The organism is Vibrio sp. HA2012 (genome assembly GCF_002812955.1).
Classification (GTDB): Bacteria; Pseudomonadota; Gammaproteobacteria; order Enterobacterales; family Vibrionaceae; genus Vibrio.
In genome coordinates this window covers 240,481-261,498 of the sequence record NZ_PFXK01000006.1, presented here as the reverse complement: position 1 = coordinate 261,498, position 21,018 = coordinate 240,481, and the positions used below count along the sequence as shown (strand labels likewise).

16 protein-coding genes and 8 tRNA genes are annotated in these 21,018 nt (G+C 45.1%); 3 read left to right on the top strand and 21 right to left on the bottom strand.

Translation table 11 applies throughout. From position 1 onward, the window contains the following. Positions 1–115: 115 nt before the first annotated feature. Complete coding sequence (ffh, locus tag CSW98_RS13110) at positions 116–1,498, bottom strand: signal recognition particle protein (protein ID WP_100800916.1); 1,383 nt, start codon at positions 1,496–1,498, stop codon at positions 116–118. A gap of 163 nt (positions 1,499–1,661) precedes the next feature. Here ffh and CSW98_RS13105 point away from each other — a divergent pair, with 163 nt between their 5' ends. After that, a complete protein-coding gene (locus CSW98_RS13105; protein WP_100800930.1) occupies positions 1,662–2,456 on the top strand; it encodes a cytochrome C assembly family protein in 795 nt (264 codons plus the stop codon). An 81-nt stretch (positions 2,457–2,537) separates the two neighbouring features. Continuing rightward, a complete protein-coding gene (locus CSW98_RS13100) occupies positions 2,538–3,824 on the top strand; it encodes an HlyC/CorC family transporter (RefSeq protein ID WP_100800915.1) in 1,287 nt (428 codons plus the stop codon). 169 nt (positions 3,825–3,993) lie between these two features. Here the strand turns inward: CSW98_RS13100 and CSW98_RS13095 are convergent, their stop codons facing one another. Next, complete coding sequence (locus tag CSW98_RS13095; protein WP_100800914.1) at positions 3,994–4,341, bottom strand: hypothetical protein; 348 nt, start codon at positions 4,339–4,341, stop codon at positions 3,994–3,996. Between the two features lie 212 nt (positions 4,342–4,553). On the opposite strand from CSW98_RS13095, the gene CSW98_RS13090 reads away from it, so the two are divergent. Beyond that, complete coding sequence (locus tag CSW98_RS13090) at positions 4,554–4,865, top strand: hypothetical protein (RefSeq protein ID WP_100800913.1); 312 nt, start codon at positions 4,554–4,556, stop codon at positions 4,863–4,865. Between the two features lie 351 nt (positions 4,866–5,216). Here the strand turns inward: CSW98_RS13090 and luxS are convergent, their stop codons facing one another. The 19 genes from luxS to alaS form a co-directional block, all read right to left on the bottom strand. Further along, on the bottom strand, positions 5,217–5,732 hold the full coding sequence (gene luxS, locus CSW98_RS13085; RefSeq protein ID WP_100800912.1) for an S-ribosylhomocysteine lyase: 516 nt from the start codon (positions 5,730–5,732) through the stop codon (positions 5,217–5,219). Between the two features lie 18 nt (positions 5,733–5,750). Next, a complete protein-coding gene (gene gshA / locus CSW98_RS13080; RefSeq protein WP_100800929.1) occupies positions 5,751–7,319 on the bottom strand; it encodes a glutamate--cysteine ligase in 1,569 nt (522 codons plus the stop codon). A 112-nt stretch (positions 7,320–7,431) separates the two neighbouring features. Next, the gene (locus CSW98_RS13075) at positions 7,432–10,290 is read right to left on the bottom strand and encodes a M16 family metallopeptidase (RefSeq protein ID WP_100800911.1); all 2,859 of its coding nucleotides are present in this window, start codon (positions 10,288–10,290) and stop codon (positions 7,432–7,434) included. Between the two features lie 9 nt (positions 10,291–10,299). After that, positions 10,300–10,740 carry a YqaA family protein gene (locus CSW98_RS13070; protein ID WP_100800910.1) on the bottom strand — a complete coding sequence of 147 codons (441 nt, stop codon included), beginning with the start codon at positions 10,738–10,740 and terminating at the stop codon, positions 10,300–10,302. Further along, on the bottom strand, positions 10,734–11,684 hold the full coding sequence (locus CSW98_RS13065) for an NADP-dependent oxidoreductase (protein ID WP_100800909.1): 951 nt from the start codon (positions 11,682–11,684) through the stop codon (positions 10,734–10,736). The genes CSW98_RS13070 and CSW98_RS13065 overlap by 7 nt, the downstream gene beginning before the upstream one ends. Positions 11,685–11,755: 71 nt before the next feature. After that, positions 11,756–12,886 carry a sodium ion-translocating decarboxylase subunit beta gene (locus CSW98_RS13060; RefSeq protein ID WP_100800908.1) on the bottom strand — a complete coding sequence of 377 codons (1,131 nt, stop codon included), beginning with the start codon at positions 12,884–12,886 and terminating at the stop codon, positions 11,756–11,758. Positions 12,887–12,895: 9 nt separating this feature from the next. Continuing rightward, on the bottom strand, positions 12,896–14,671 hold the full coding sequence (oadA, locus tag CSW98_RS13055; RefSeq protein WP_100800907.1) for a sodium-extruding oxaloacetate decarboxylase subunit alpha: 1,776 nt from the start codon (positions 14,669–14,671) through the stop codon (positions 12,896–12,898). Positions 14,672–14,704: 33 nt separating this feature from the next. Next, positions 14,705–14,959 (bottom strand): oxaloacetate decarboxylase subunit gamma, encoded by a 255-nt coding sequence (locus CSW98_RS13050; protein ID WP_100800906.1) that lies wholly within the window; start codon positions 14,957–14,959, stop codon positions 14,705–14,707. A 460-nt stretch (positions 14,960–15,419) separates the two neighbouring features. Beyond that, a tRNA-Arg gene (locus CSW98_RS13045) sits at positions 15,420–15,496 on the bottom strand. Between the two features lie 51 nt (positions 15,497–15,547). Then, positions 15,548–15,624, bottom strand: a tRNA-Arg gene (locus CSW98_RS13040). A gap of 50 nt (positions 15,625–15,674) precedes the next feature. Beyond that, positions 15,675–15,751 (bottom strand) — tRNA-Arg (locus tag CSW98_RS13035). 45 nt (positions 15,752–15,796) lie between these two features. Then, positions 15,797–15,873 (bottom strand) — tRNA-Arg (locus CSW98_RS13030). Between the two features lie 41 nt (positions 15,874–15,914). Next, positions 15,915–15,991: transfer RNA gene (locus CSW98_RS13025), tRNA-Arg, on the bottom strand. Between the two features lie 47 nt (positions 15,992–16,038). Then, positions 16,039–16,131: transfer RNA gene (locus tag CSW98_RS13020), tRNA-Ser, on the bottom strand. A 34-nt stretch (positions 16,132–16,165) separates the two neighbouring features. After that, positions 16,166–16,242, bottom strand: a tRNA-Arg gene (locus CSW98_RS13015). A 21-nt stretch (positions 16,243–16,263) separates the two neighbouring features. Continuing rightward, a tRNA-Ser gene (locus CSW98_RS13010) sits at positions 16,264–16,356 on the bottom strand. Between the two features lie 218 nt (positions 16,357–16,574). Continuing rightward, positions 16,575–16,769, bottom strand: a complete 195-nt coding sequence (gene csrA, locus CSW98_RS13005) for a carbon storage regulator CsrA (protein ID WP_100800905.1) — start codon at positions 16,767–16,769, stop codon at positions 16,575–16,577. A gap of 113 nt (positions 16,770–16,882) precedes the next feature. After that, positions 16,883–18,082, bottom strand: a complete 1,200-nt coding sequence (locus tag CSW98_RS13000; RefSeq protein WP_100800904.1) for an aspartate kinase — start codon at positions 18,080–18,082, stop codon at positions 16,883–16,885. A gap of 236 nt (positions 18,083–18,318) precedes the next feature. Further along, a complete protein-coding gene (alaS, locus tag CSW98_RS12995; RefSeq protein ID WP_100800903.1) occupies positions 18,319–20,904 on the bottom strand; it encodes an alanine--tRNA ligase in 2,586 nt (861 codons plus the stop codon). Between the last annotated feature and the right edge of the window lie 114 nt (positions 20,905–21,018).

Genomic DNA, 21,018 nt, shown 5'->3' with positions numbered 1-21,018 from the left:
TATTCTTGATAAATTGATATTCCATTTTGGGTACCACTATTTATTTTAAATACCACAAAAACAAAACGCCTCACAAAGGAGGCGCTCAAAAAAGTTCAGGTAATAACACCAGTACTCAACGGCCAAAACGTCCGAAACCACCGGCACCACCCATGCCGCCCATCATACCCTGCATATTGCGCATCATGCCTTTCATTCCTCCCTTCTGCATTTTCTTCATCATCTTTTGCATCTGGGTAAACTGTTTGAGCAAACGGTTAACATCCTGTACCTGTGTACCGGAACCAGCTGCTATCCGTTTTTTACGGGAGCCTTTAATCAATTCAGGACGTAAACGTTCTTTCATCGTCATAGACGAAATAATCGCTTCCATCTGCTTAAACATCTTGTCATCAACTTTATCTTTAACGTCTGCCGGCAGATTATTCATTCCGGGAAGCTTATCCAACATACCCATCATGCCGCCCATATTCTGCATCTGCCCCAGCTGTTCACGAAAGTCTTCCAGATCAAAACCTTTCTTCTCTTTGAACTTTTTCGCCAGTTTTTCCGCTTTTGCTTTATCGACGTTACGTTCCAAATCTTCGATCAGAGAAAGTACATCGCCCATACCAAGAATACGGGAAGCAACACGATCTGGATGGAAAGGTTCTAAAGCATCGGTTTTCTCACCTACCCCCAGGAATTTAATTGGCTTTCCTGTAATATGGCGTACAGAAAGTGCCGCACCACCACGAGCATCACCGTCAACCTTAGTCAGGATTACCCCTGTCAGAGGCAGCGCATCACCAAAAGCCTTGGCGGTATTGGCCGCATCCTGACCGGTCATCGCATCAACCACAAACAGGGTTTCAACAGGATTAATCGCTGCGTGCAGTTGCTGAATTTCAGCCATCATGCCTTCATCGATGGCCAGACGACCAGCCGTATCGAGAATCACAACGTCATAAAACTTCTTCCTCGCATGATCAATTGCACCGTTAGCAATATCAATAGGCTTTTGATCCGGTGATGATGGGAAGAAATCCACTCCGACATCGGATGCCAGTGTTTCCAGCTGTTTGATCGCCGCGGGGCGATAAACGTCGGCAGACACAACCAGAACTTTCTTCTTGTCACGCTCACTCAGCAGCTTAGACAGTTTACCAACACTGGTCGTTTTACCGGCCCCTTGCAGACCGGCCATCAGAATAATGGCCGGAGGCTGAGCGGCCAGATTCAGCGCTTCGTTGGATTCCCCCATCACAGCTTCAAGCTCGGCCTGAACGATCTTGATAAATTCCTGCCCCGGGGTCAGAGACTTAGAAACTTCAACACCAACAGCGCGATCCTTAACCCGCTTAACAAAATCACGAACAACAGGAAGGGCAACATCCGCTTCCAAAAGCGCCATACGTACTTCACGTAACGTTTCTTTAATATTATCTTCGGTCAGACGGCCTTTACCGCTGATATTTTTTAGGGTTTTGGACAATCTGTCCGTCAAATTTTCAAACATTTTCTTCTCTTCGCTGTCGGATGCGATTAATTAGGTCGAGTATAACGTAGTGACTGTCAGCGTTTCAATTTTTAGCCACATCAAGCCCCTCAGATGATAGCCGTTATCAGCTTCACAAGGTATAATCCGGATACTGTTAACAAAATAATACTGTATGGAAAACATGGATAACCTCATCGCTATTGTTTCAGCTGTCTTTTATATAGCTGCAACCTGCATGATTGTACCGGGACTGATGCAGCAAACCAGCATCAGAATAAAGCCCGTGTTTACCTCTGCCTTGCTGGCTTTGTTTTTCCATATATGGCTGCTTGCCGATCTGATCCTTCACGGCACAGGGCAAAACCTGAGTATCCTGAATGTTGCTTCTTTAATCAGTTTTATGATTTCACTCAGTATGAGTCTGGCTATGCTAAAAACCCGTATCTGGTTTTTGCTCCCTCTTATATACTGCTTCTCAGCACTGAACATACTCGCAGCAACGCTTCTTCCCGGACACTTTATCACCCATCTTGAGGGGCGTGCTGGTCTGGTCACTCATATCTCTTTAGCTCTGATTGCTTATGCCACACTGACAATTGCTGCACTTTATGCACTACAGCTTACGTGGCTGGACTATAAACTGAAACGTAAAAAAACACTCACAATTAATACCAATCATCCACCATTAATGATGGTTGAACGACAACTTTTCAGCATTGTATTACTGGGGACGGGGTTTCTTACCCTGACTCTACTGTCCGGATTCATCTTTCTTGACGATATTTTTGCTCCCGGTAAAGCACATAAAACCATACTATCTTTTGTCGCCTGGGTAGTCTTCTCCATCCTGTTGTGGGGGCACTACCGGCATGGGTGGCGGGGACGTCTTGTTGCCTGGTTTACCGTATCCGGAGCAACCCTACTCACTATGGCTTATTTTGGTAACCGTTTACTGCAGGAAATTATTTTATCCTGACCCCGCATAAGTAAAGGCATTGACAGAGCGTTTACTTTCCGTCATTAATGAATCCAACAACAATTAAAGGAACCCAATACATTGGATGACATATCAACGGGCATGTTATTTGCCCTACTCGCGTGTCTGATTATTATCTCTGGTTATTTTTCCGGTTCTGAAACCGGAATGATGTCGGTGAACCGTTACCGGCTAAAGCACCTTTCAGGTACAGGCCATAAAGGTGCCAAACGGGTAGAAAAACTACTGACCCGCCCGGATCGTCTGATAGGACTGATCCTTATCGGCAACAATCTGGTCAATATTCTGGCGTCTGCTATTGCCACCATTCTGGGTATGCGCCTGTATGGTGATTATGGTGTTGCCATCGCTACAGGTATTCTGACTCTAGTGATACTCGTCTTCGCTGAAGTCACCCCAAAAACACTAGCTGCGTTGTATCCGGAAAGAGTTGCTTACACCAGCAGTATTTTTCTCAATATTCTGATGAAGCTTCTGGCACCACTGGTGCTGACCGTCAATTTTATCACCAACGGTTTTCTGCGCCTGCTTGGTATTAACGGCAAACATGGTACAGAAGATCCGCTAAGTTCAGATGAACTGAGAACAGTAGTGAATGAAGCCGGAGGGCTTATCCCACGTCGCCATCAGGACATGCTGCTCTCTATCCTTGATCTGGAAAATGTGACCGTTAATGACATTATGGTTCCCCGCAATGAGATCACAGGTATTGATATCAACGATGACTGGAAATCTATTGTACGTCAGCTAACCCACTCTCCGCATGGACGTATCGTTCTGTACCGGGATCAGATAGATGAAGTGGTTGGTATGTTGCGTCTTCGGGAAGCTTATCGTCTGATGCTGGAAAAAAATGAATTCAGTAAAGAAACGCTACTGCGCTCAGCCGATGAAATCTATTTCATTCCGGAAGCCACCCCTCTGAACGTACAGTTACTGAAATTTCAGCGTAATAAACAGCGTATTGGTCTAATTGTTAATGAATACGGCGATATTATTGGTCTGGTCACATTGGAAGATATTCTGGAAGAAATTGTCGGTGAATTTACAACATCAATAGCTCCCAGCCTGTCAGAAGAAATTACGCCACAGAATGATGGTAGCTTCCTGATTGAAGGAAGCGTCAATATTCGAGACATAAATAAAGGGCTGAACTGGAATCTGCCGACTGATGGACCAAGAACGCTAAATGGACTAATTCTGGAGCACCTGCAGGATATCCCTGAAAGTAAATTGAGTATCGAAGTCGCGAAACATCCTATGGAAATCATTGAATTTACTGAAAATAAAATCAATATGGTAAAAGTTTTCCCAAGAAAAAAATCGAAAAGCAAGGGTAAAAAATAGCGAATAACGTATCTAGCTGTTTTACACGCCTATAAATTTTGCATTCAGATTTGTTATACGCAGTCTGTTTGCTTCATCATATGAAGCCGCCTTCCCTCACACTTATCAGTCAGACATGGTTTTGGGTCATCGCTCATTGAGAGCACATAACACTCAACCATGTCCCATGTCAGACAAAGACCTCTCTCAAATAATTTAATATTAACCTATGAAAATATTGCCTGGAGCTAATGTTAACACCGAAGGATTGATATTTATTATTTACCCCCTCAAAGTGCCTACTTATCAGACGAGTCTTTTTTAGTTTTACATCTCTGTTTCTTTGTAAATTTAATTTATCTGTACAAATTTCTATGTTTTGATCAATGGCCTTATGAACAACATATAAAATCAATTTCCTATCATTCATGGTTGATAATATAGGATCTTGCTGTCTATATTGTTCTAGATAATTCAATAGTTCATCGCTAATAGCAACATTAAAATATTCAGTTTCAATTCGTGCAATTTCATTCATATGAAAGTAATGTTTAAGTTACATAAACTGAAAGAATCCTATCAGACTCATATCTCACGTCAATATTAATATAAAAACAACCATAAGACATAAACGACCAACCGTCAGTCGATGCTGTCCCTTATTCCAAATATGTTCCATTGGAGGGATTGAAATACATTGAATTATTTAAAGATAATGAGATTTCATTAACACATGAATGGAAATAAAAGATGAAAAAATTACTACTAGCATCAAGCATAATATCGTCTATTGCTTTAACAGGGTGTCAGCTGACTGGGGACAAAGGAACAGACATCGTAAATGCAGATTTTGCAAATATGTCTTGTGCTGAAATAGAGCAAACCTTTGAATCTTATAAAAATCAGATGGATAATTTAGATACAGGAACTTCTCTGCTATCAACTGTTGGTATCGATTCAGGAACCAGTGAAGCGAAACAAGTGATGCTAACTGGTTATGAAAAAGCTCGTAAAGTTGCAACTCCAATCATCAAAGCAAAAAACTGTTCTATAAACATTTAATATGTTTATCTAAAGGAGAGTATTTCATACTCTCCTTTGTTCTATAAATAAATTCATCTTGACATTAATAATTAAATAGTTTTCTTGAAAAGAAAACCTGAATAACTTTTATGTATTACCCAATTAATTACGATATAACATAACATGTCGACATATTAATTATTTCTGAAAATACAATATTTTTATGTGAATGTTTATTTTCTTAATTGCGATGTTATTTTACATTACTAGTTGTTAAAAAATAAAACGTTCCCCTAAAAAGAGGAACGTTGAATATCACCAATTTTTAACAGTCCGTAACAAAGAAAAGAATTATCTACCTTTTCTTTTACTTAAAGATAATTATCTCACTCAGACTTTCAGTTCTTCCAGCATTTCAGCAGGCAGAGCCAGTTCATCGTTTTTATTCACCCGAATCCCGGCATCAATGATATGCTTTGCAATCGCTTTAGCTTCCTGTAAAGAGTGCATAGTATAGGTTCCACACTGATATTCATTCAGTTCAGGGATCTTTTCCTGACTTTCTACTTTCAGTACATCATCCATTGCTGCCAACCAAGCATCTGCGACACGCTGCTCTTCCGGTGCACCAATTAAGCTCATGTAAAAACCAGTACGACATCCCATAGGAGATATATCGATGATTTCCACATCATTACCATTCAGATGCGACCGCATGAAACCGGCATAAAGATGCTCCAGAGTGTGGATACCTTTTTCCGAAAGAATATCCTTATTCGGTGCACAAAAACGCAGATCAAATACCGTAATAGTATCTCCTTTGGGTGTCTGCATGGTCTTAGCTACCCGAACTGCGGGTGCGTGCATTTTAGTATGGTCAACTGTAAAACTGTCTAATAATGGCATAAGCCCTTCTCCAAAAACTTAATCGTTCAGATACGAAAAATAATCCGCCAGAAATTCATCAAAACTCTGTGTATCTTCCTGTTCCATATTGTGCTGGGTTTTGCGTGAGTTTTCCACCTCATCCAACATCTGTTGATGTGTATAATATCGATACTCATGAGCCAGGTGCTGTTCCCTGAATGCTTCACCGATTTGACGCCCTGCCAGACCATTACCGCCACACTCCTGTATTTTATCCAGCAATTGTCCTGACAGCGTTAACTCTGGATGCTCAATCCATGTTTCTAACTCCTGACAAGTACTCAGATAATCATTACCGCCACAGGCTGAATCCATCACACCGGCAATAGCTTTCAGCTCGGAGAAAATCTCTCTGCCAAAATCGGCCAAAGCAATCTGCTCCCCACAACAACCGGCTTTAAGGATCAATCCCGGTTTTCGACCTTCAAGGATGACCTGATTCCAGTTATCTTTCCAGCACCCAAGCTCTTTATTATCCATACAGCGGGCATCCCGGATCAGACACCAGGTCAGAAACAGATCCAGAAAACGGATCTGCTGCTCGGTGATCCCGACAGGGCTGAAAGGGTTCACATCCAGAGCCCGGACTTCAATATATTCAACCCCACCACGCTGCAGTGCTTCTGACGGTTTTTCTCCGAATTTTGACACCCGCTTTGGCCGGATCGGAGCATACAGTTCATTTTCTATCTGCAGAATATTGGCATTAAGCTGACGATGCTCTCCCCCTGCTCTGACACCAATTCTGGCAAACTCTTCTGACGGAGTACGAATCGCACGATTCATCCCCTCCAGATAAAGTTCCAGTGTGTTATAGCTGATTTTCAATTCACTCTGAGAAGTATTTGTATAACCAAGGTCGCTCAGGCGCAGCGATGTTGCATACGGCAGATACAGTGTCTTACCCAACTTTTCAAAAGGCAAAGCAGATTGTTTACCGTCCAGAAAAGATTCACACAAAGCTGGTGATGCACCGAACAGATAAGGGATCAGCCAGCCAAAATGGTAATAGTTACGGATCAGGGTAAAGTAGCCTTCTGATTTACAGGCTTTCCGCTCAGCTTCACTCTGTTCACCATACAGGCTATCCCAGAACGATTCAGGGAAAGAAAAATTAAAATGCACACCTGAGATGATCTGCATCAAACTGCCATAACGATGTTTCAGCCCGTTGCGGTACAGGGTCTTCATTTTTCCGATATTCGAACGACCATACTGGGCCAGTTGAATGCTGTCTTCCCCTTCAACAAAACAGGGCATGGAAAGCGGCCAGAACTTCTCACCATTCATCTGTGTCTGGGTAAAATGGTGAATATCTGCAAGTTGGTCAAGGGTTTCGGATATATTTGCAGATACCGGGGTGATAAATTCCAGCAGCGATTCGGAAAAATCAGTGGTGATCCAACGGTTAGTTAATGCAGCCCCCAGCCCCTCCGGATGTGGTGTCGTTGCCAGACGCCCACCGAGAGAGTAGCGCAGGGTTTCCCTTTCAACTCCACGGCAAAACAACCTGAAGTTATCAGCATTTTTTGCAACTTTCTGCAAACGTTTAGAAAAATCAGTCAAAATGAAGGCCACTTATATCGTTATATTAATAAATTATTCTCTGTTATACCGCTATTCTGTAACCAGAAAATAGCGGCATATACAGATAAGATAATACTTTCTATGTGCGTCCTTACTTCTCAATTTCAAGCCTGACAACCGGAATATCCAATTTTTCCAGTTCCGGAGCCAGTGATTTAGCATCTCCGACCACGATAATCTGGTAATCATCCGGGTTAAACCATTTACGTGCTAGCTCATCCAACGTTGTTTTACTGACTGTCATCAGGATCCTGTCTCGCTGTTCCAGATAATCATCATCCAGAGAGTAGTGCAGGATATTACCCAATAGCTGTGCTTTTTTCCCCGGAGTTTCATATTTCAGAGCATCCTGCTGCCCCATCGCCAAACGCATAAATGCCAGTTCTTCTGCTGTTATGCCGCCTTCGGTGTAGGTTTTCATCTCATGCAGAAACTCACGGATGGATGCAACGGTTGTATCAGCCCGAACCTGAGCATCAAACATAATCATGCCCATTTCCCGGTTACTTATGTGGTAACCACCGGCACCATAAGTGAATCCCTTATCTTCCCGCAGATTTTGATTAATACGGCTATTAAAATTACCAGCCAGATTAAAGTTAGCCAGTTGTGTCAAATACTGCTCTCCAGTAGCTTCAAACGGCAACCCCTGTCGTACCAGACGCACAACGCTTTGTGGCGCATCAGGTTTATCCACCAGATAGATGTGCTGGGATGCCAAAGGCTTAAACAGCTGAGGATTCAGCAGCGGAGCATCCCCCCCTTTCCAGTGATGCAGGAAAGCCAGTGAATTAGCCAGTTGTTCCGCAGAAATATCACCAACGACCACCAGTTTGGTTCCCAGAGGAGTATAGTTTTGAGCATAGAAGTGTTTAACATCATCCAGTGTCAGTGACTGGACAGATGCAAGTGTACCATCACCTGAACGCTCAAAAGCCGTATGAGCAAACAGAATCTTTCTGGAAGCTTCAGATGCCATCCATGCTGGTTTCTGATGATCGTAAATAAGCCCCTCGATCATCTGCTTTTTCAGGCGCTCAAAATCTGCCGGATTAAATGCAGGCTTGAACAACATCTCCTGAACAATATCCAGAGTAGGCTTAAGATTTTTCTCCAGTGCAGATACAGTTATCGTTGTAGTGTAGTTACCAGAACCCAGGCTGATACTACTACCCAGAGTATCCAGTTTAGCCTGAAGATCTTCAATGCTATGTTCCTGAGTTCCCTCCTGCATCATAGCCGCTGTCAGAGCCGCCAGACCTTCTTTTCCCGGCTCGACATAGCGATCCCCAGCAGGCATACGAATTTCCAGAAGAACCGTTGGTGTCTCATCGGATACGGTTCCCAGCACTTCAATACCATTAGGCAGATGCTGTCGATATAAGGCTGGCATTTTACCTTTAACCGATGCTGCAACCGGAGGCATCGTTGCTCGATCAAAATTATCGTCAGCCTTTACATGCCGGATTTGATCATCCGTAATCTTCACATAGTCAGGCAATGTTCTTGCCGACGTGATGAAAGTAGCCGGACGCGCTGCCAACTCTTCTTTTCCTTTGGGAACTACGCTCAAAACAACCTTTGGCTGCTCTTCAACAAATTGGTGGTATACCGACATGACAGATTCAGGCGTCACCCTGCGTAACTGCTGCAAATCATGTTCAATACGGTCAGGCTGGTTATAGTAAGTCTGATTTAGCGCCAGCTGAGAAACTTTACCGCTGACACTTTGCAGTGCATACACAGCACTAGCTTCAGCACTACCGATAATCTGATCCAGCTTACTTTGGTCAACACCTTGTTTTTTCAGGTTATCCAGTACCGTCATGAGTGCCTTATAAATAGGTGTTAAGTCACTGTTTTGTTCCGAATCCCCCATGGCATACACATAAAAATTACACGCCAGTTCATAACAGGAGTGAAATGCACCGGCATCAATTGCTTTTTCAGTCTTCACCAGTTCCTGATACAACAGGCCATTTTTGCCATTGCTCAGGACTGAAGCCAGAGAATCCAGAGCCGCCTGATGTTCTTCACCCTGATATGTGGTCGGCCAGCCGATCATTACCATAGGCTGACGGATTTGATCTTCCAGTGTGACATACCTATCTTCACTGAGTTTTGCCGGTTGTTTGGGCGCATCCTTAACATCCGGTCCCTGAGGTATCATCGAAAAGTATTTCTTCACCCACCTCAGCGTCTGATCAGTGTCTATATCACCACCAATAGTCAGGGTTGCATTATTCGGTCCGTACCAGCGCAGGAAAAAAGCCTTAAGGTCATTCACATCGACTTTATCCAGATCGTCAACATAACCTATCGTCTGCCAGGAATATGGGTGCCCTTCCGCATACATAGCCTCCCCCATTTTCTCCCACAGCAGGCCATATGGACGATTATCATAATTCTGGGCACGCTCGTTTTTCACCGTGTCACGCTGAATTTCAAACTTACGCTGAGAAACCGCATCAATCAGAAATCCCATCCTATCCGATTCCAGCCACAACATTTTCTCCAGTTGATTAGCCGGTACAGTTTCGAAATAGTTAGTACGATCCTTACTGGTCGTACCGTTCAGAGTTCCCCCTGCCTCAGTAATAATACGGAAATGTTCCTGATCTCCGACATGTTCAGACCCCTGAAACATCATATGCTCAAAAAAATGGGCAAAGCCTGATTTTCCTATCTCTTCTCTTGCAGAACCGACATGATAAGTGACATCAACATGTACCAGAGGATCAGAATGATCCGGAGACAAAATCAGAGTCAGGCCATTATCCAACTGGTATTTAGAATACGGGATCCCGATTTCTCCCGGTAAAACAGCCTTCTGCTCTAAAAGAGTGATCCCCTCAGGCAAAAGCGACCGGTTTGAGAAAGTTTCCGGTGTAGTCTGGGAACAGCCATACAAGGCGATAAGAGGCACTACACCCAAGCATACTTTTCTCATAAATACTCCTTATAACGTGTTATAGAATAGCGCAGCCAGCAAACAATACCGGGCAGTTTTACCCAAAGCTATGCATAAGAAACAAGGCAGACAGCGCATCCTCAGCCAGCCTGCGGCCAGGCAGAGAGGATCACCAACCAGAGGTAACCAGCTAAAGAATAAAGCAAAATACCCGTGTTTATTCAGCCATACTAATGCTTTATGACCATATTTTTTCTTTTGGGTTCGATTTGGTAACCATAATCCGATCAGGTAATTAATCATGCCCCCCAGGGTATTCCCCAAAGCAGCCATACAAATGAGTAATGTAACCGGATGCTGTCCTGAGTCTAAAGCGGTTATCAACGTGACTTCCGAGCTGCCGGGCAGAAGAGTGGCACTCAGTGCTCCCGTAGAAAACAGGAGCCAGAGTACAGACTCAGAAAAGAAGGAAAAAACAGATTCTAACACTGCATATCCAGCAAAACCTTACCCCGAGTATGCCCAGTTTCGATCTGCCGGTGAGCATCAGCAACCTGAGTATAAGGAAATACCTGCTGAATCTCAGTTTTCAACAGGCCGACGCTGACCATGTACAACATAGTATTTAGCTGTTCAGGAGCAGGATCAACCAACATACCTTTCGCATTAAACCCGAGCAATGATGCTTTTTCACAAATCAGCTCAGCAGAAATGGTTGGGACAGTGACAATCCGGGCACCATCTTTCAGGCATTTCAGAGCATCCATTGCTGCATCACCGCCAACTAAGTCAATCAGAACATCAATATCCGTCAGCCTTTCAGAAACCGGGGCGAACTCATAGTTAACCGCATGAGCTCCCAGTGTTGCCAGATAATCCAGATTATTCCCGCAGCAAGTTGTGTAAACTTCGGCTTTAGCCGCTACTGCCAATTGAACCGCCAGATGCCCGACACCACCAGCACCACCAAGAATGAGCACTCTTTCATCGGCTTTTACTTCAGCCTTATTAATCGCTTGCGCTGCTGTCTGGCCAGCCAGAGGTAATACTGCAGCGGCTTCAAAAGTCACGGCATCAGGTATCAGACTTAAAGACTGCTCCGGTACACAAACATACTGACTATATCCCCCTCCCTGCAGAGGAAAACCGATAAAGCCAGCCACTGAATCCCCTTCAACTAACAGTGTAACGCCATCCCCCAGCCCAACAACCTTGCCGGAGATATCATACCCCGGAGTCCATGGTAACTTATCCCGATTTTGTTGTGCGGCCCAGCCAAGTCCCGCACGGGTTTTAACATCAATAGGATTAATTCCGGCAAAATAAACTTTAACCAGCACTTCTCCGGGTTGAGGCTGTGGTATTGCAGAACTCTGAATGGCAAGCACATCCGGTTCACCAAATTCTGTTATTACGATTTGTTTGTTATCCATGTTTACCATCCATTTGCTATAAAAAAGGGATGCGTTCAGCATCCCTTTGACTATAAAACAATTTATGAACTTTAACCAACCAATGCCAGCAGAATACCTGCCGCAACGGCTGAACCGAGAACTCCGGCAACGTTTGGCCCCATTGCATGCATCAGCAAAAAGTTATGCGGATTTGCCTCAAGCCCAACTTTATTCACCACCCTTGCAGCCATCGGCACCGCTGAAACTCCGGCAGCTCCAATCAACGGGTTAATATCTTCTTTTGACAACTTATTCATCAGCTTTGCCATCAGAACACCGGCAGCAGTACCAATACTGAAAGCAATCGCCCCCAGAGCAAGTATCCCCAGCGTTTCTACATGCAAGAATTTATCTGCCTGCAGTTTGGAACCAACCCCAAGACCAAGGAAGATGGTCACAATGTTAATCAACTCGTTCTGTGCTGTTTTCGACAAACGTTCCACTACGCCGGCTTCACGCATCAGGTTACCTAAGCAGAACATTCCGACCAGCGGTGTTGCCGGAGGCAGAAACAGAATAGTCATCAGCAAAACTGCCAGCGGGAAAAAGATCTTTTCCAATTTGCTGACATGGCGAAGCTGAGCCATCTGTATCTTACGCTCTTCCGGCGTTGTCAGTGCTTTCATAATCGGAGGCTGAATAATAGGCACCAATGCCATATAGCTATAAGCCGCAACCGCTATCGCTCCCAGCAAATCTGGTGACAACTGGCTGGAAAGAAAAATTGCCGTCGGTCCGTCAGCACCACCGATAATCGCAATAGATGATGCATCTGCCAGCGTAAATGCCATACCTGGAATAAAGTTAAGCAAAATAGCACCAAACAGAGTAACGAAGATACCGAACTGGGCAGCGGCTCCCAGCCACAGTGTTTTGGGGTTAGCAATCAGAGCACCGAAATCGGTCATTGCCCCAACCCCCATAAAGATCAGCAGCGGGAACACACCGGTTTCAATCCCGACATGGTATACGTAGTACAGTATTCCTCCCGGATCAGTAAATCCGGCATTAGGAATATTAGATAAAATAGCGCCAAAACCAATCGGCAACAGCAGCAATGGTTCAAAACCTCTGGCAATGGCCAGAAACAGCAACAGACACCCAACCAAAATCATACAAATCTGGCCGAACTCTATACTGGCTATCCCGGTTTCAGACCATAGGATCAATAAGCCTTCCATGATTCTCCCTTAAGCTAAGTTCAGCAATGGTGCACCAACAGCAACAGAGTCACCTTCTTTTACAAAGATCTCACTTACTGAGCCCGCCCGGGTCGCCCTGATCTCTGTCTCCATCTTCATAGCTTCCAGAATCAACAGCACATCCCCTTCCGCTACCTGAGAACCCGGTTGTACAATCACCTTGAAGATAGTTCCAGCCAGTGGTGCGTTAACCGCTTCAGTATTACCGGCCGGTGCTGGTGCCGCAACAGGCGCAGAAGCCGTTGCCGGAGTAACCGAAGTCAGTTGCCCCTGAGGACCGACTTCTACATCAAACACCTGTCCATCCACTTTCACACTGTAGGTTTCGATACCACCTGCAGCAGGTGTTGCTACAGTAGCAGGAGCCGCAGCTTCCGTGCCTGGAGCCGGTTCAAAAGCATCAGGATTATTCCTGTTTTTCAGAAACTTAAGTCCAACCTGAGGAAAAAGAGCATAAGTAAGAACATCATCCACCAGATTTTCAGACAGAGAAATGCCATCATCTTTAGCTTTTACTTTCAACTCATCCGTCAGAGTATCCATCTCATTATTCAGAAGATCAGCCGGACGACAGGTAATAGGTTCAGCACCGTCAAGCACACGAGCCTGCAGCTCTTTATTCAGTTCAGCCGGAGCTGCACCATATTCACCTTTCAACAAGCCAGCCGTTTCCTTGGTGATACTCTTATAACGTTCACCGGTCAGAACATTAATCACCGCCTGGGAACCTACGATCTGAGATGTAGGTGTAACCAGCGGGATATAACCCAGATCTTTACGTACGCGAGGGATCTCTTCCAACACCTCATCAATTCGATCTGCTGCACCCTGCTCTTTAAGCTGACCTTCCATATTTGTCAGCATACCGCCCGGCACTTGAGCGATTAAAATGCGGGAGTCTATCCCTTTTAACTGACCTTCCCACTTCGCATATTTCTTACGTACTTCACGGAAATAAGCCGCAATCGGTTCAATCTGATCCAGTTTCAGTCCGGTATCCCGTTCTGTACCTTCAAGCATGGCAACAACAGTTTCTGTTGGAGTGTGACCATAAGTCTGACTCATAGAGGAGATAGCCGTATCCAGCATATCCACTCCGGCTTCAATCGCTTTTATTGCCGTTGCTGTCGATAAACCAGTCGTTGCATGGCAATGCAACGCCAGCTCAACATCGCAAGACTCTTTAATTCGGCTGACCAGCTCTTCGGCTTCATAAGGTTTTAGCAGACCTGACATATCTTTAATACAGAGAGAATGACAACCCAAATCCTCCAGACGTTTCGCCAGATCAACCCAAGTATCAGAATTATGTACAGGGCTTGTCGTATACGACATAGTCCCCTGAGCATGAGCTCCAACATCAATCGCCGCTTTCACTGCTTTATGGAAATTGCGTACATCGTTCATCGCATCAAAGATACGAAACACATCCATACCGTTAGCGTGAGCACGCTCAACAAACTTCTCTACCACGTCATCAGCATAATGGCGATAGCCCAGAAGATTCTGTCCACGCAACAACATCTGCATACGGGTATTCGGCATCGCCTGTTTCAGCTTACGCAGACGTTCCCATGGATCTTCTCCCAAAAAACGAATACATGAATCAAACGTTGCGCCCCCCCAAGTCTCCAGAGACCAGTAGCCAACTTTATCTAATTCGGCTGCAATCGGCAGCATATCATCGATACGCATGCGGGTAGCAAACAGTGACTGATGAGCGTCACGAAGTACAACATCGGTAATAGCAAGTGGTTTAGACATGCTCATTAACTCCTTTTAATCTTTATCTAGCTGTTATTTAACCCTGGAAGAGCGGTGTTTATGCACTGCAGCAGAAATTGCTGCAACAATCTTAGGATTAACCGCAGAAGCGGATTGAGTGTTTGAATTCCGAGCCGGCGTTTGGATTTGTAACGGGACTTCTTCAGGTAAGATCCGCGACATAAGCCGTACAACATAAACGAGTATAGTGAGGAAGATAAAAACAAAGGCCATCCCGGTGACCATTAATGTTGCGGCATCCCCCAATAAACTACCAATATCTATCATTTTGCTTCCTTTCTTTTGTCATCCTGACAATTACCGATCGTAAATTTAATGAACTAAATTCGGTACGGCCTAGGATTATGGCGATAATACCTGAATTGTCAAATGCGTTTCACTATGCGAACAAACACAATGCAATTTTTACCGGTAGTCAAACAAGCACTAAAATTCAGAGCATTCTGAACAATGTAAGAGCAATCAGGTTAGTTAGAAGTTAAGATTAAGTTAAGGGAAAGCGTTAATAAATACTGAGATATAGGTAAAAAAAATTACTCTCCGCTGAAAAAACAACCAAATATAATTTTTATCACTGAATATACCCAGGCAATCTCAAACTGTCTGGGTATATATCTATATTGTTCGGGGATGACTATATTGCTCGGGATACGATGTTGTTCAGAGATACGATGTTGCTCAGGGGGACTATGTCGTTCAGGGATAGCTAACAGGGAATAAGAGGAAATGGCGCGCTCGGAAGGATTCGAACCTTCGACCGCCTGGTTCGTAGCCAGGTACTCTATCCAGCTGAGCTACGAGCGCGCAATAATCGGTACTTTGACTGCCGTCCGACAATCCAGTGTGTAAGAAGAATGGCGCGCTCGGAAGGATTCGAACCTTCGACCGCCTGGTTCGTAGCCAGGTACTCTATCCAGCTGAGCTACGAGCGCGCATAATCGGTGTTTTGACTGCCATCCGGCAATCCAGTGTGTAAGAAGAATGGCGCGCTCGGAAGGATTCGAACCTTCGACCGCCTGGTTCGTAGCCAGGTACTCTATCCAGCTGAGCTACGAGCGCGCAATAATGTTCTTCTTTAAGCTAAAGACAATCAGAGGATGAATATGGCGCGCTCGGAAGGATTCGAACCTTCGACCGCCTGGTTCGTAGCCAGGTACTCTATCCAGCTGAGCTACGAGCGCACTGTAAATCATCAACGCAATGACTGTATTTCTTTCAAAAATGGCGCGCTCGGAAGGATTCGAACCTTCGACCGCCTGGTTCGTAGCCAGGTACTCTATCCAGCTGAGCTACGAGCGCGCAGTGCGTGATATACATCACAATTATTTTATTGTAAAAACAACAAATGGCGGTGAGGGAGGGATTCGAACCCTCGATACGGCTACAAACCGTATACTCCCTTAGCAGGGGAGCGCCTTCAGCCTCTCGGCCACCTCACCACATCAGAATTCGTTTCATCTGAGTTTTAAGAAATGGCGCGCTCGGAAGGATTCGAACCTTCGACCGCCTGGTTCGTAGCCAGGTACTCTATCCAGCTGAGCTACGAGCGCGTAATTTCTTAAAAGCAAGAATGGCGGTGAGGGAGGGATTCGAACCCTCGATACGGCTACAAACCGTATACTCCCTTAGCAGGGGAGCGCCTTCAGCCTCTCGGCCACCTCACCGTCTTGCGGACGCACATATTACGTTTTACCAAAAATATGTCAAACATTTTCTGGGCAAAATGGGGTAAAAAAATATCAATAGAACAGGATTCAATCAACCCGGTCTGAAATACACCATTTTCTGTCAGCAGACAGATGCTTCCGTAATAAAAAGAGGCAGAATCAACAGCTAAGTGTCGACCCAGCCTCGATGTGCCGCTTTTACTATATGTGTACAGTTAGTAATTTGTAGCTGGATTGCCTGTCCCTTTCTCAGCCTGAATCCGCATATAGATCTCTTCACGATGCACGGAAACATCTTTTGGTGCATTAACACCGATACGAACCTGGTTTCCTTTAACCCCTAATACAGTTACAGTAACCTCATCACCAATCATTAATGTTTCGCCAACACGGCGAGTCAAAATCAGCATTCTTCTGCTCCTTGAGTAATCTCTGAACTATTTCTTTAAGGCTCTTCTCAGTATAAAGCAACTACCTGCTTTCCGTTATGCCTGATACACCGTAATGGAGGCATCCGCACCGTTCAGGAGACAGCTAACTTCTGCTGCTGTTCAAGCACTTCTTCTGAAACAATAAATCTGTTATGAATAATATTAGCTGCTTTTTCAACCAATTCAGGTTTAAGCAGCAACATCGAATACTTATTTCCGGAGAAAGAGGCAAAAACATCAATCTCCTCACTTGCGAGCAGTTCACATGAATGTTCAACAATCCCTTGGATCTGGCCACCACTCTGGATAAAACCGACAGCAGTCAGCGAACTCACCTTTTCACTATTACGGATTTTTTCCGCAAAAACCAGTGTTAAGCGATCATAAGCGTCCTCTTTAACCACTACACCGTTCCGATCTGTTTGCTCGATCACAGTCCAGACAGGAATACTCAGTAGCTGACACTGCTTCAGCAACGACTCGGTCTCTTCCGGCTCTGTTCCGATAAAGATCAGATCCTTCTGGATTGCAATACCACAGATCCCCGCCTGAGCTTCTGTTCCGCAGACCAGTGTTCCCTGATCCGCTGAAAAGGATGATCGAACCCGTAACGGAACCTGATTATTCCAGGCAGACTGAACACAGGGCAGATGCAATACCTTGGCACCTTTGCTCGCCATTTCTTCCATATTGGGAAAATCAATGACATCCAGTTTTTTAGCCGTTGATACAACCCGTGGGTCACAGGTATAGACACCATCGACATCAGTAAAGATCTGACATTCATCTGCCTTCAAGGCTCCCGCAAGTGCCACAGCAGAAGTATCGGAACCACCTCGACCCAGAGTCGTGATATCACCGTTTTCGTTTACGCCCTGAAAGCCCGCTACAATTACAATTTTTTCATCTTGTAAAAGCTGTTCAATATATAAGGTATCAATATGTCGAATCGTTGCATCATTATGAAGATTATCCGTCGTTATCTTAGCCTGACCACCGGTCAGTGATACCGCCGAATACCCCATACTATTTAATGTCATAGCGAGCAACGCCATCGATACCTGCTCACCGGCTGACAATAATACATCCAGCTCCCTTTCATTCGGCACTTTGTCTATCTGCTTCGCCAGTGCCATAAGACGGTTAGTTTCTCCTGCCATAGCAGATACCACCACAACCACCTGAATTCCAGAGTCCTTTACGGATGCAACGCGTTTTGCTACGTCTGCGATACGCTCAACCGAGCCAACAGAAGTACCACCAAATTTAAGAACATGTAACGGTCTTTCCACCGACGTTCACCTCCCCGAAGAGATTGTCTCTCATATACTCACAAGTTATTTATGTACAACAAAAACTCATATCGCCATTGTACAAAAAAGAAGAACCAACTAATGATTAGTTGGTTCATAATAAACGTTTCAGCCGTTCTCCCAGAGACCTGAGACAACGGCTAATTTACCAGCGAATTATATCGCCAAATTTCAGAATTACTACATAATTTACCGATCTTTGGCCGATATAGCAGTTACAAACGTTCGCTCAGCCACGCTTCAACAGATTTAAGAGCCCCCGGCAATGCTGCCGCATCTGAACCACCGGCCTGAGCCATATCCGGACGGCCACCGCCTTTACCACCAACCTGCAACGCGACCATATTCACCAGTTCACCGGCTTTGACTTTTCTCGTCAAATCCTTAGTCACACCGGCAATCAAACCGACCTTACCGCCTTCAGCTACATTGCCCAGCATAATAATACCGCTGCCAAGCTGATTTTTCAGCTCATCAACCATGCCTCGCAGTGCTTTATTATCTGCACCATTCAGTTGACTCACCAGAACCTTAACTCCGGCAATCTCCTGCACTTGTCCAGCCAGACTGGTGCTTTCCTGTGCCGCCAGTTTATCTTTCAGTTGCTGGATCTCTTTTTCCTGAGATTTGGCTTTTGCCGCTGCCTCTGACAATTTTTCTTCGTACTGCTTTGTCTGAGCTTCAAGAGCATCCAGTGCGGCTTCTCCCGTTACCGCTTCAATACGACGAATACCTGCTGCAATACCACCTTCAGACAGGATCTTAAACAAGCCGATATCACCCGTATGTGTCGCATGAATACCACCACACAGTTCCGTCGAAAAATCCCCCATGGAAAGCACACGAACAACATCATCGTACTTTTCACCAAACAGAGCCATTGCGCCTTTCGCTTTTGCCGATTCGATATCCATGATATTAGTTTCGATCACATGATTCACCCGGATCTGCTGATTAACGATACGTTCTACTTCACGCAGTTCTTCCGGACGCACAGCCTCAAGGTGAGAAAAATCGAAACGCAAGCCTTCAGCTTTCACCAGAGAGCCTTTCTGAGCAACATGCTCACCAAGAACCTGACGTAATGCAGCATGCATCAGGTGAGTCGCTGAGTGGTTAAGAGTGATGGCGGAACGGCGTGCCGCATCAACCAGTGCGGTGACTGAATCACCTTTAGCTAGAACACCTTCAACCAGAACACCATGGTGAGCAAAAGCCCCACCCAACTTCTGGGTATCTTCTACCTTAAACAGTCCGGATGCAGTTTTCAGTACACCGGTATCACCACACTGGCCACCAGATTCAGCATAGAACGGCGTTTCATTCAGAACCACAATCGCCTTATCACCAGCACTCAAAGACTCAGCTTCTTCGCCTTCGACAAACATAACCGCTACCGTTCCCTCACCTTCTGTTGCACTATAGCCACAGAATTCAGTTGCGGTATCAACTTTGATTACTTCATTGTAATCCGTACCAAAATGACCGGCTTCACGCGCACGCTGACGCTGTGCTTCCATCGCTTGTTCAAAGCCTTCTTCATCGATGGCAAAATCTTTTTCACGTGCAACATCGTTCGTCAGGTCAGCAGGGAAACCGTAGGTATCATACAGTTTGAATACCGTTTCACCATCCAGAACGTTACCTTCCAGATTGTCCAGCGCTTCCGTCAGAATAGCCATACCACGCTCAAGCGTACGGCCAAAGTTTTCTTCTTCAATACGCAGTACTTTTTCAACCAGCTCCTGCTGTTTTTTCAGCTCTTCACCGGCAGTCCCCATAACCTCTGCCAGTATGCCAACCAGCTTATAGAAGAAAGCACCCTGAGCCCCAAGCTTATTTCCATGACGCACAGCGCGGCGAATAATACGACGTAACACATAGCCGCGTCCTTCATTAGAAGGCATCACACCATCAACGATCAGGAAAGCACAAGAACGGATATGGTCGGCCACTACACGCAAAGACTGATTAGAAAGATCATCATGACCAATAATCTCAGCAGCCGCTTTGATCAACTTCTGGAATACATCGATCTCATAGTTCGAGTGTACACCCTGCATGATCGCTGAAATGCGTTCAATTCCCATTCCGGTATCGACCGAAGGCTTAGGCAGGGGTTCCATCGTGCCATCAGCATGACGGTTAAACTGCATAAATACGTTATTCCAGATCTCGATAAACCGATCGCCATCTTCTTCCGGAGTTCCCGGACGTCCACCCCAGATATGTTCACCGTGGTCATAAAAGATTTCAGAGCACGGACCACAAGGACCTGTATCCCCCATCTGCCAGAAGTTATCTGACTCGTAGGCCTTACCACCTTTTTTATCACCGATGCGGATAATGCGATCAGCAGGAATACCCACTGTCTTATTCCAGATGTCAAAAGCCTCATCATCTGTTTCATAGACAGTAACCAGCAGCTTTTCCTGGGGTAGTTTAAGAATCTCAGTCAGAAACTCCCAGGCATAACTGATAGCATCATCTTTGAAATAATCACCAAAGCTGAAGTTGCCCAGCATTTCAAAGAAAGTGTGGTGACGCGCAGTGAAGCCGACATTTTCCAGATCATTATGCTTACCTCCGGCACGCACACACCGCTGAGCGGTTGTTGCTCGGCTATAAGCGCGTTTTTCTATACCAAGGAAACAATCTTTAAACTGATTCATTCCTGCATTGGTAAACAGCAGCGTTGGGTCGTCTGCCGGGACCAGTGAAGAACTTTCTACAATTTGGTGTCCTTTATCTTCAAAGAACTTAAGAAACGCACGGCGAATCTCGTCGGTGCTCATGTACATGCGACTCTTCCTGAAACTTTCGAGATGGATTTAGGGCAAAGTGCCCGCTATTAAAATTAATGGCGGGTATTGTAAAGCAAGGTTAGCAAATAGCCTAATTTTCTTACCTAAAAT

Excerpts from the sequence above, each read along its gene's own strand:
- CSW98_RS13090 (WP_100800913.1), top strand. The coding sequence starts at position 4,554 with ATGAAAAAATTACTACTAGCATCAAGCATAATATCGTCTATTGCTTTA.
- CSW98_RS13060 (WP_100800908.1), bottom strand. The coding sequence starts at position 12,886 with ATGGAAGGCTTATTGATCCTATGGTCTGAAACCGGGATAGCCAGTATA.
- CSW98_RS13065 (WP_100800909.1), bottom strand. The coding sequence starts at position 11,684 with ATGGATAACAAACAAATCGTAATAACAGAATTTGGTGAACCGGATGTG.
- ffh (WP_100800916.1), bottom strand. The coding sequence starts at position 1,498 with ATGTTTGAAAATTTGACGGACAGATTGTCCAAAACCCTAAAAAATATC.
- alaS (WP_100800903.1), bottom strand. The coding sequence starts at position 20,904 with ATGTACATGAGCACCGACGAGATTCGCCGTGCGTTTCTTAAGTTCTTT.
- CSW98_RS13105 (WP_100800930.1), top strand. The coding sequence starts at position 1,662 with ATGGATAACCTCATCGCTATTGTTTCAGCTGTCTTTTATATAGCTGCA.
- CSW98_RS13095 (WP_100800914.1), bottom strand. The coding sequence starts at position 4,341 with ATGAATGAAATTGCACGAATTGAAACTGAATATTTTAATGTTGCTATT.
- CSW98_RS13050 (WP_100800906.1), bottom strand. The coding sequence starts at position 14,959 with ATGATAGATATTGGTAGTTTATTGGGGGATGCCGCAACATTAATGGTC.
- luxS (WP_100800912.1), bottom strand. The coding sequence starts at position 5,732 with ATGCCATTATTAGACAGTTTTACAGTTGACCATACTAAAATGCACGCA.
- csrA (WP_100800905.1), bottom strand. The coding sequence starts at position 16,769 with ATGCTGATTTTGACTCGCCGTGTTGGCGAAACATTAATGATTGGTGAT.
- CSW98_RS13075 (WP_100800911.1), bottom strand. The coding sequence starts at position 10,290 with ATGAGAAAAGTATGCTTGGGTGTAGTGCCTCTTATCGCCTTGTATGGC.
- oadA (WP_100800907.1), bottom strand. The coding sequence starts at position 14,671 with ATGTCTAAACCACTTGCTATTACCGATGTTGTACTTCGTGACGCTCAT.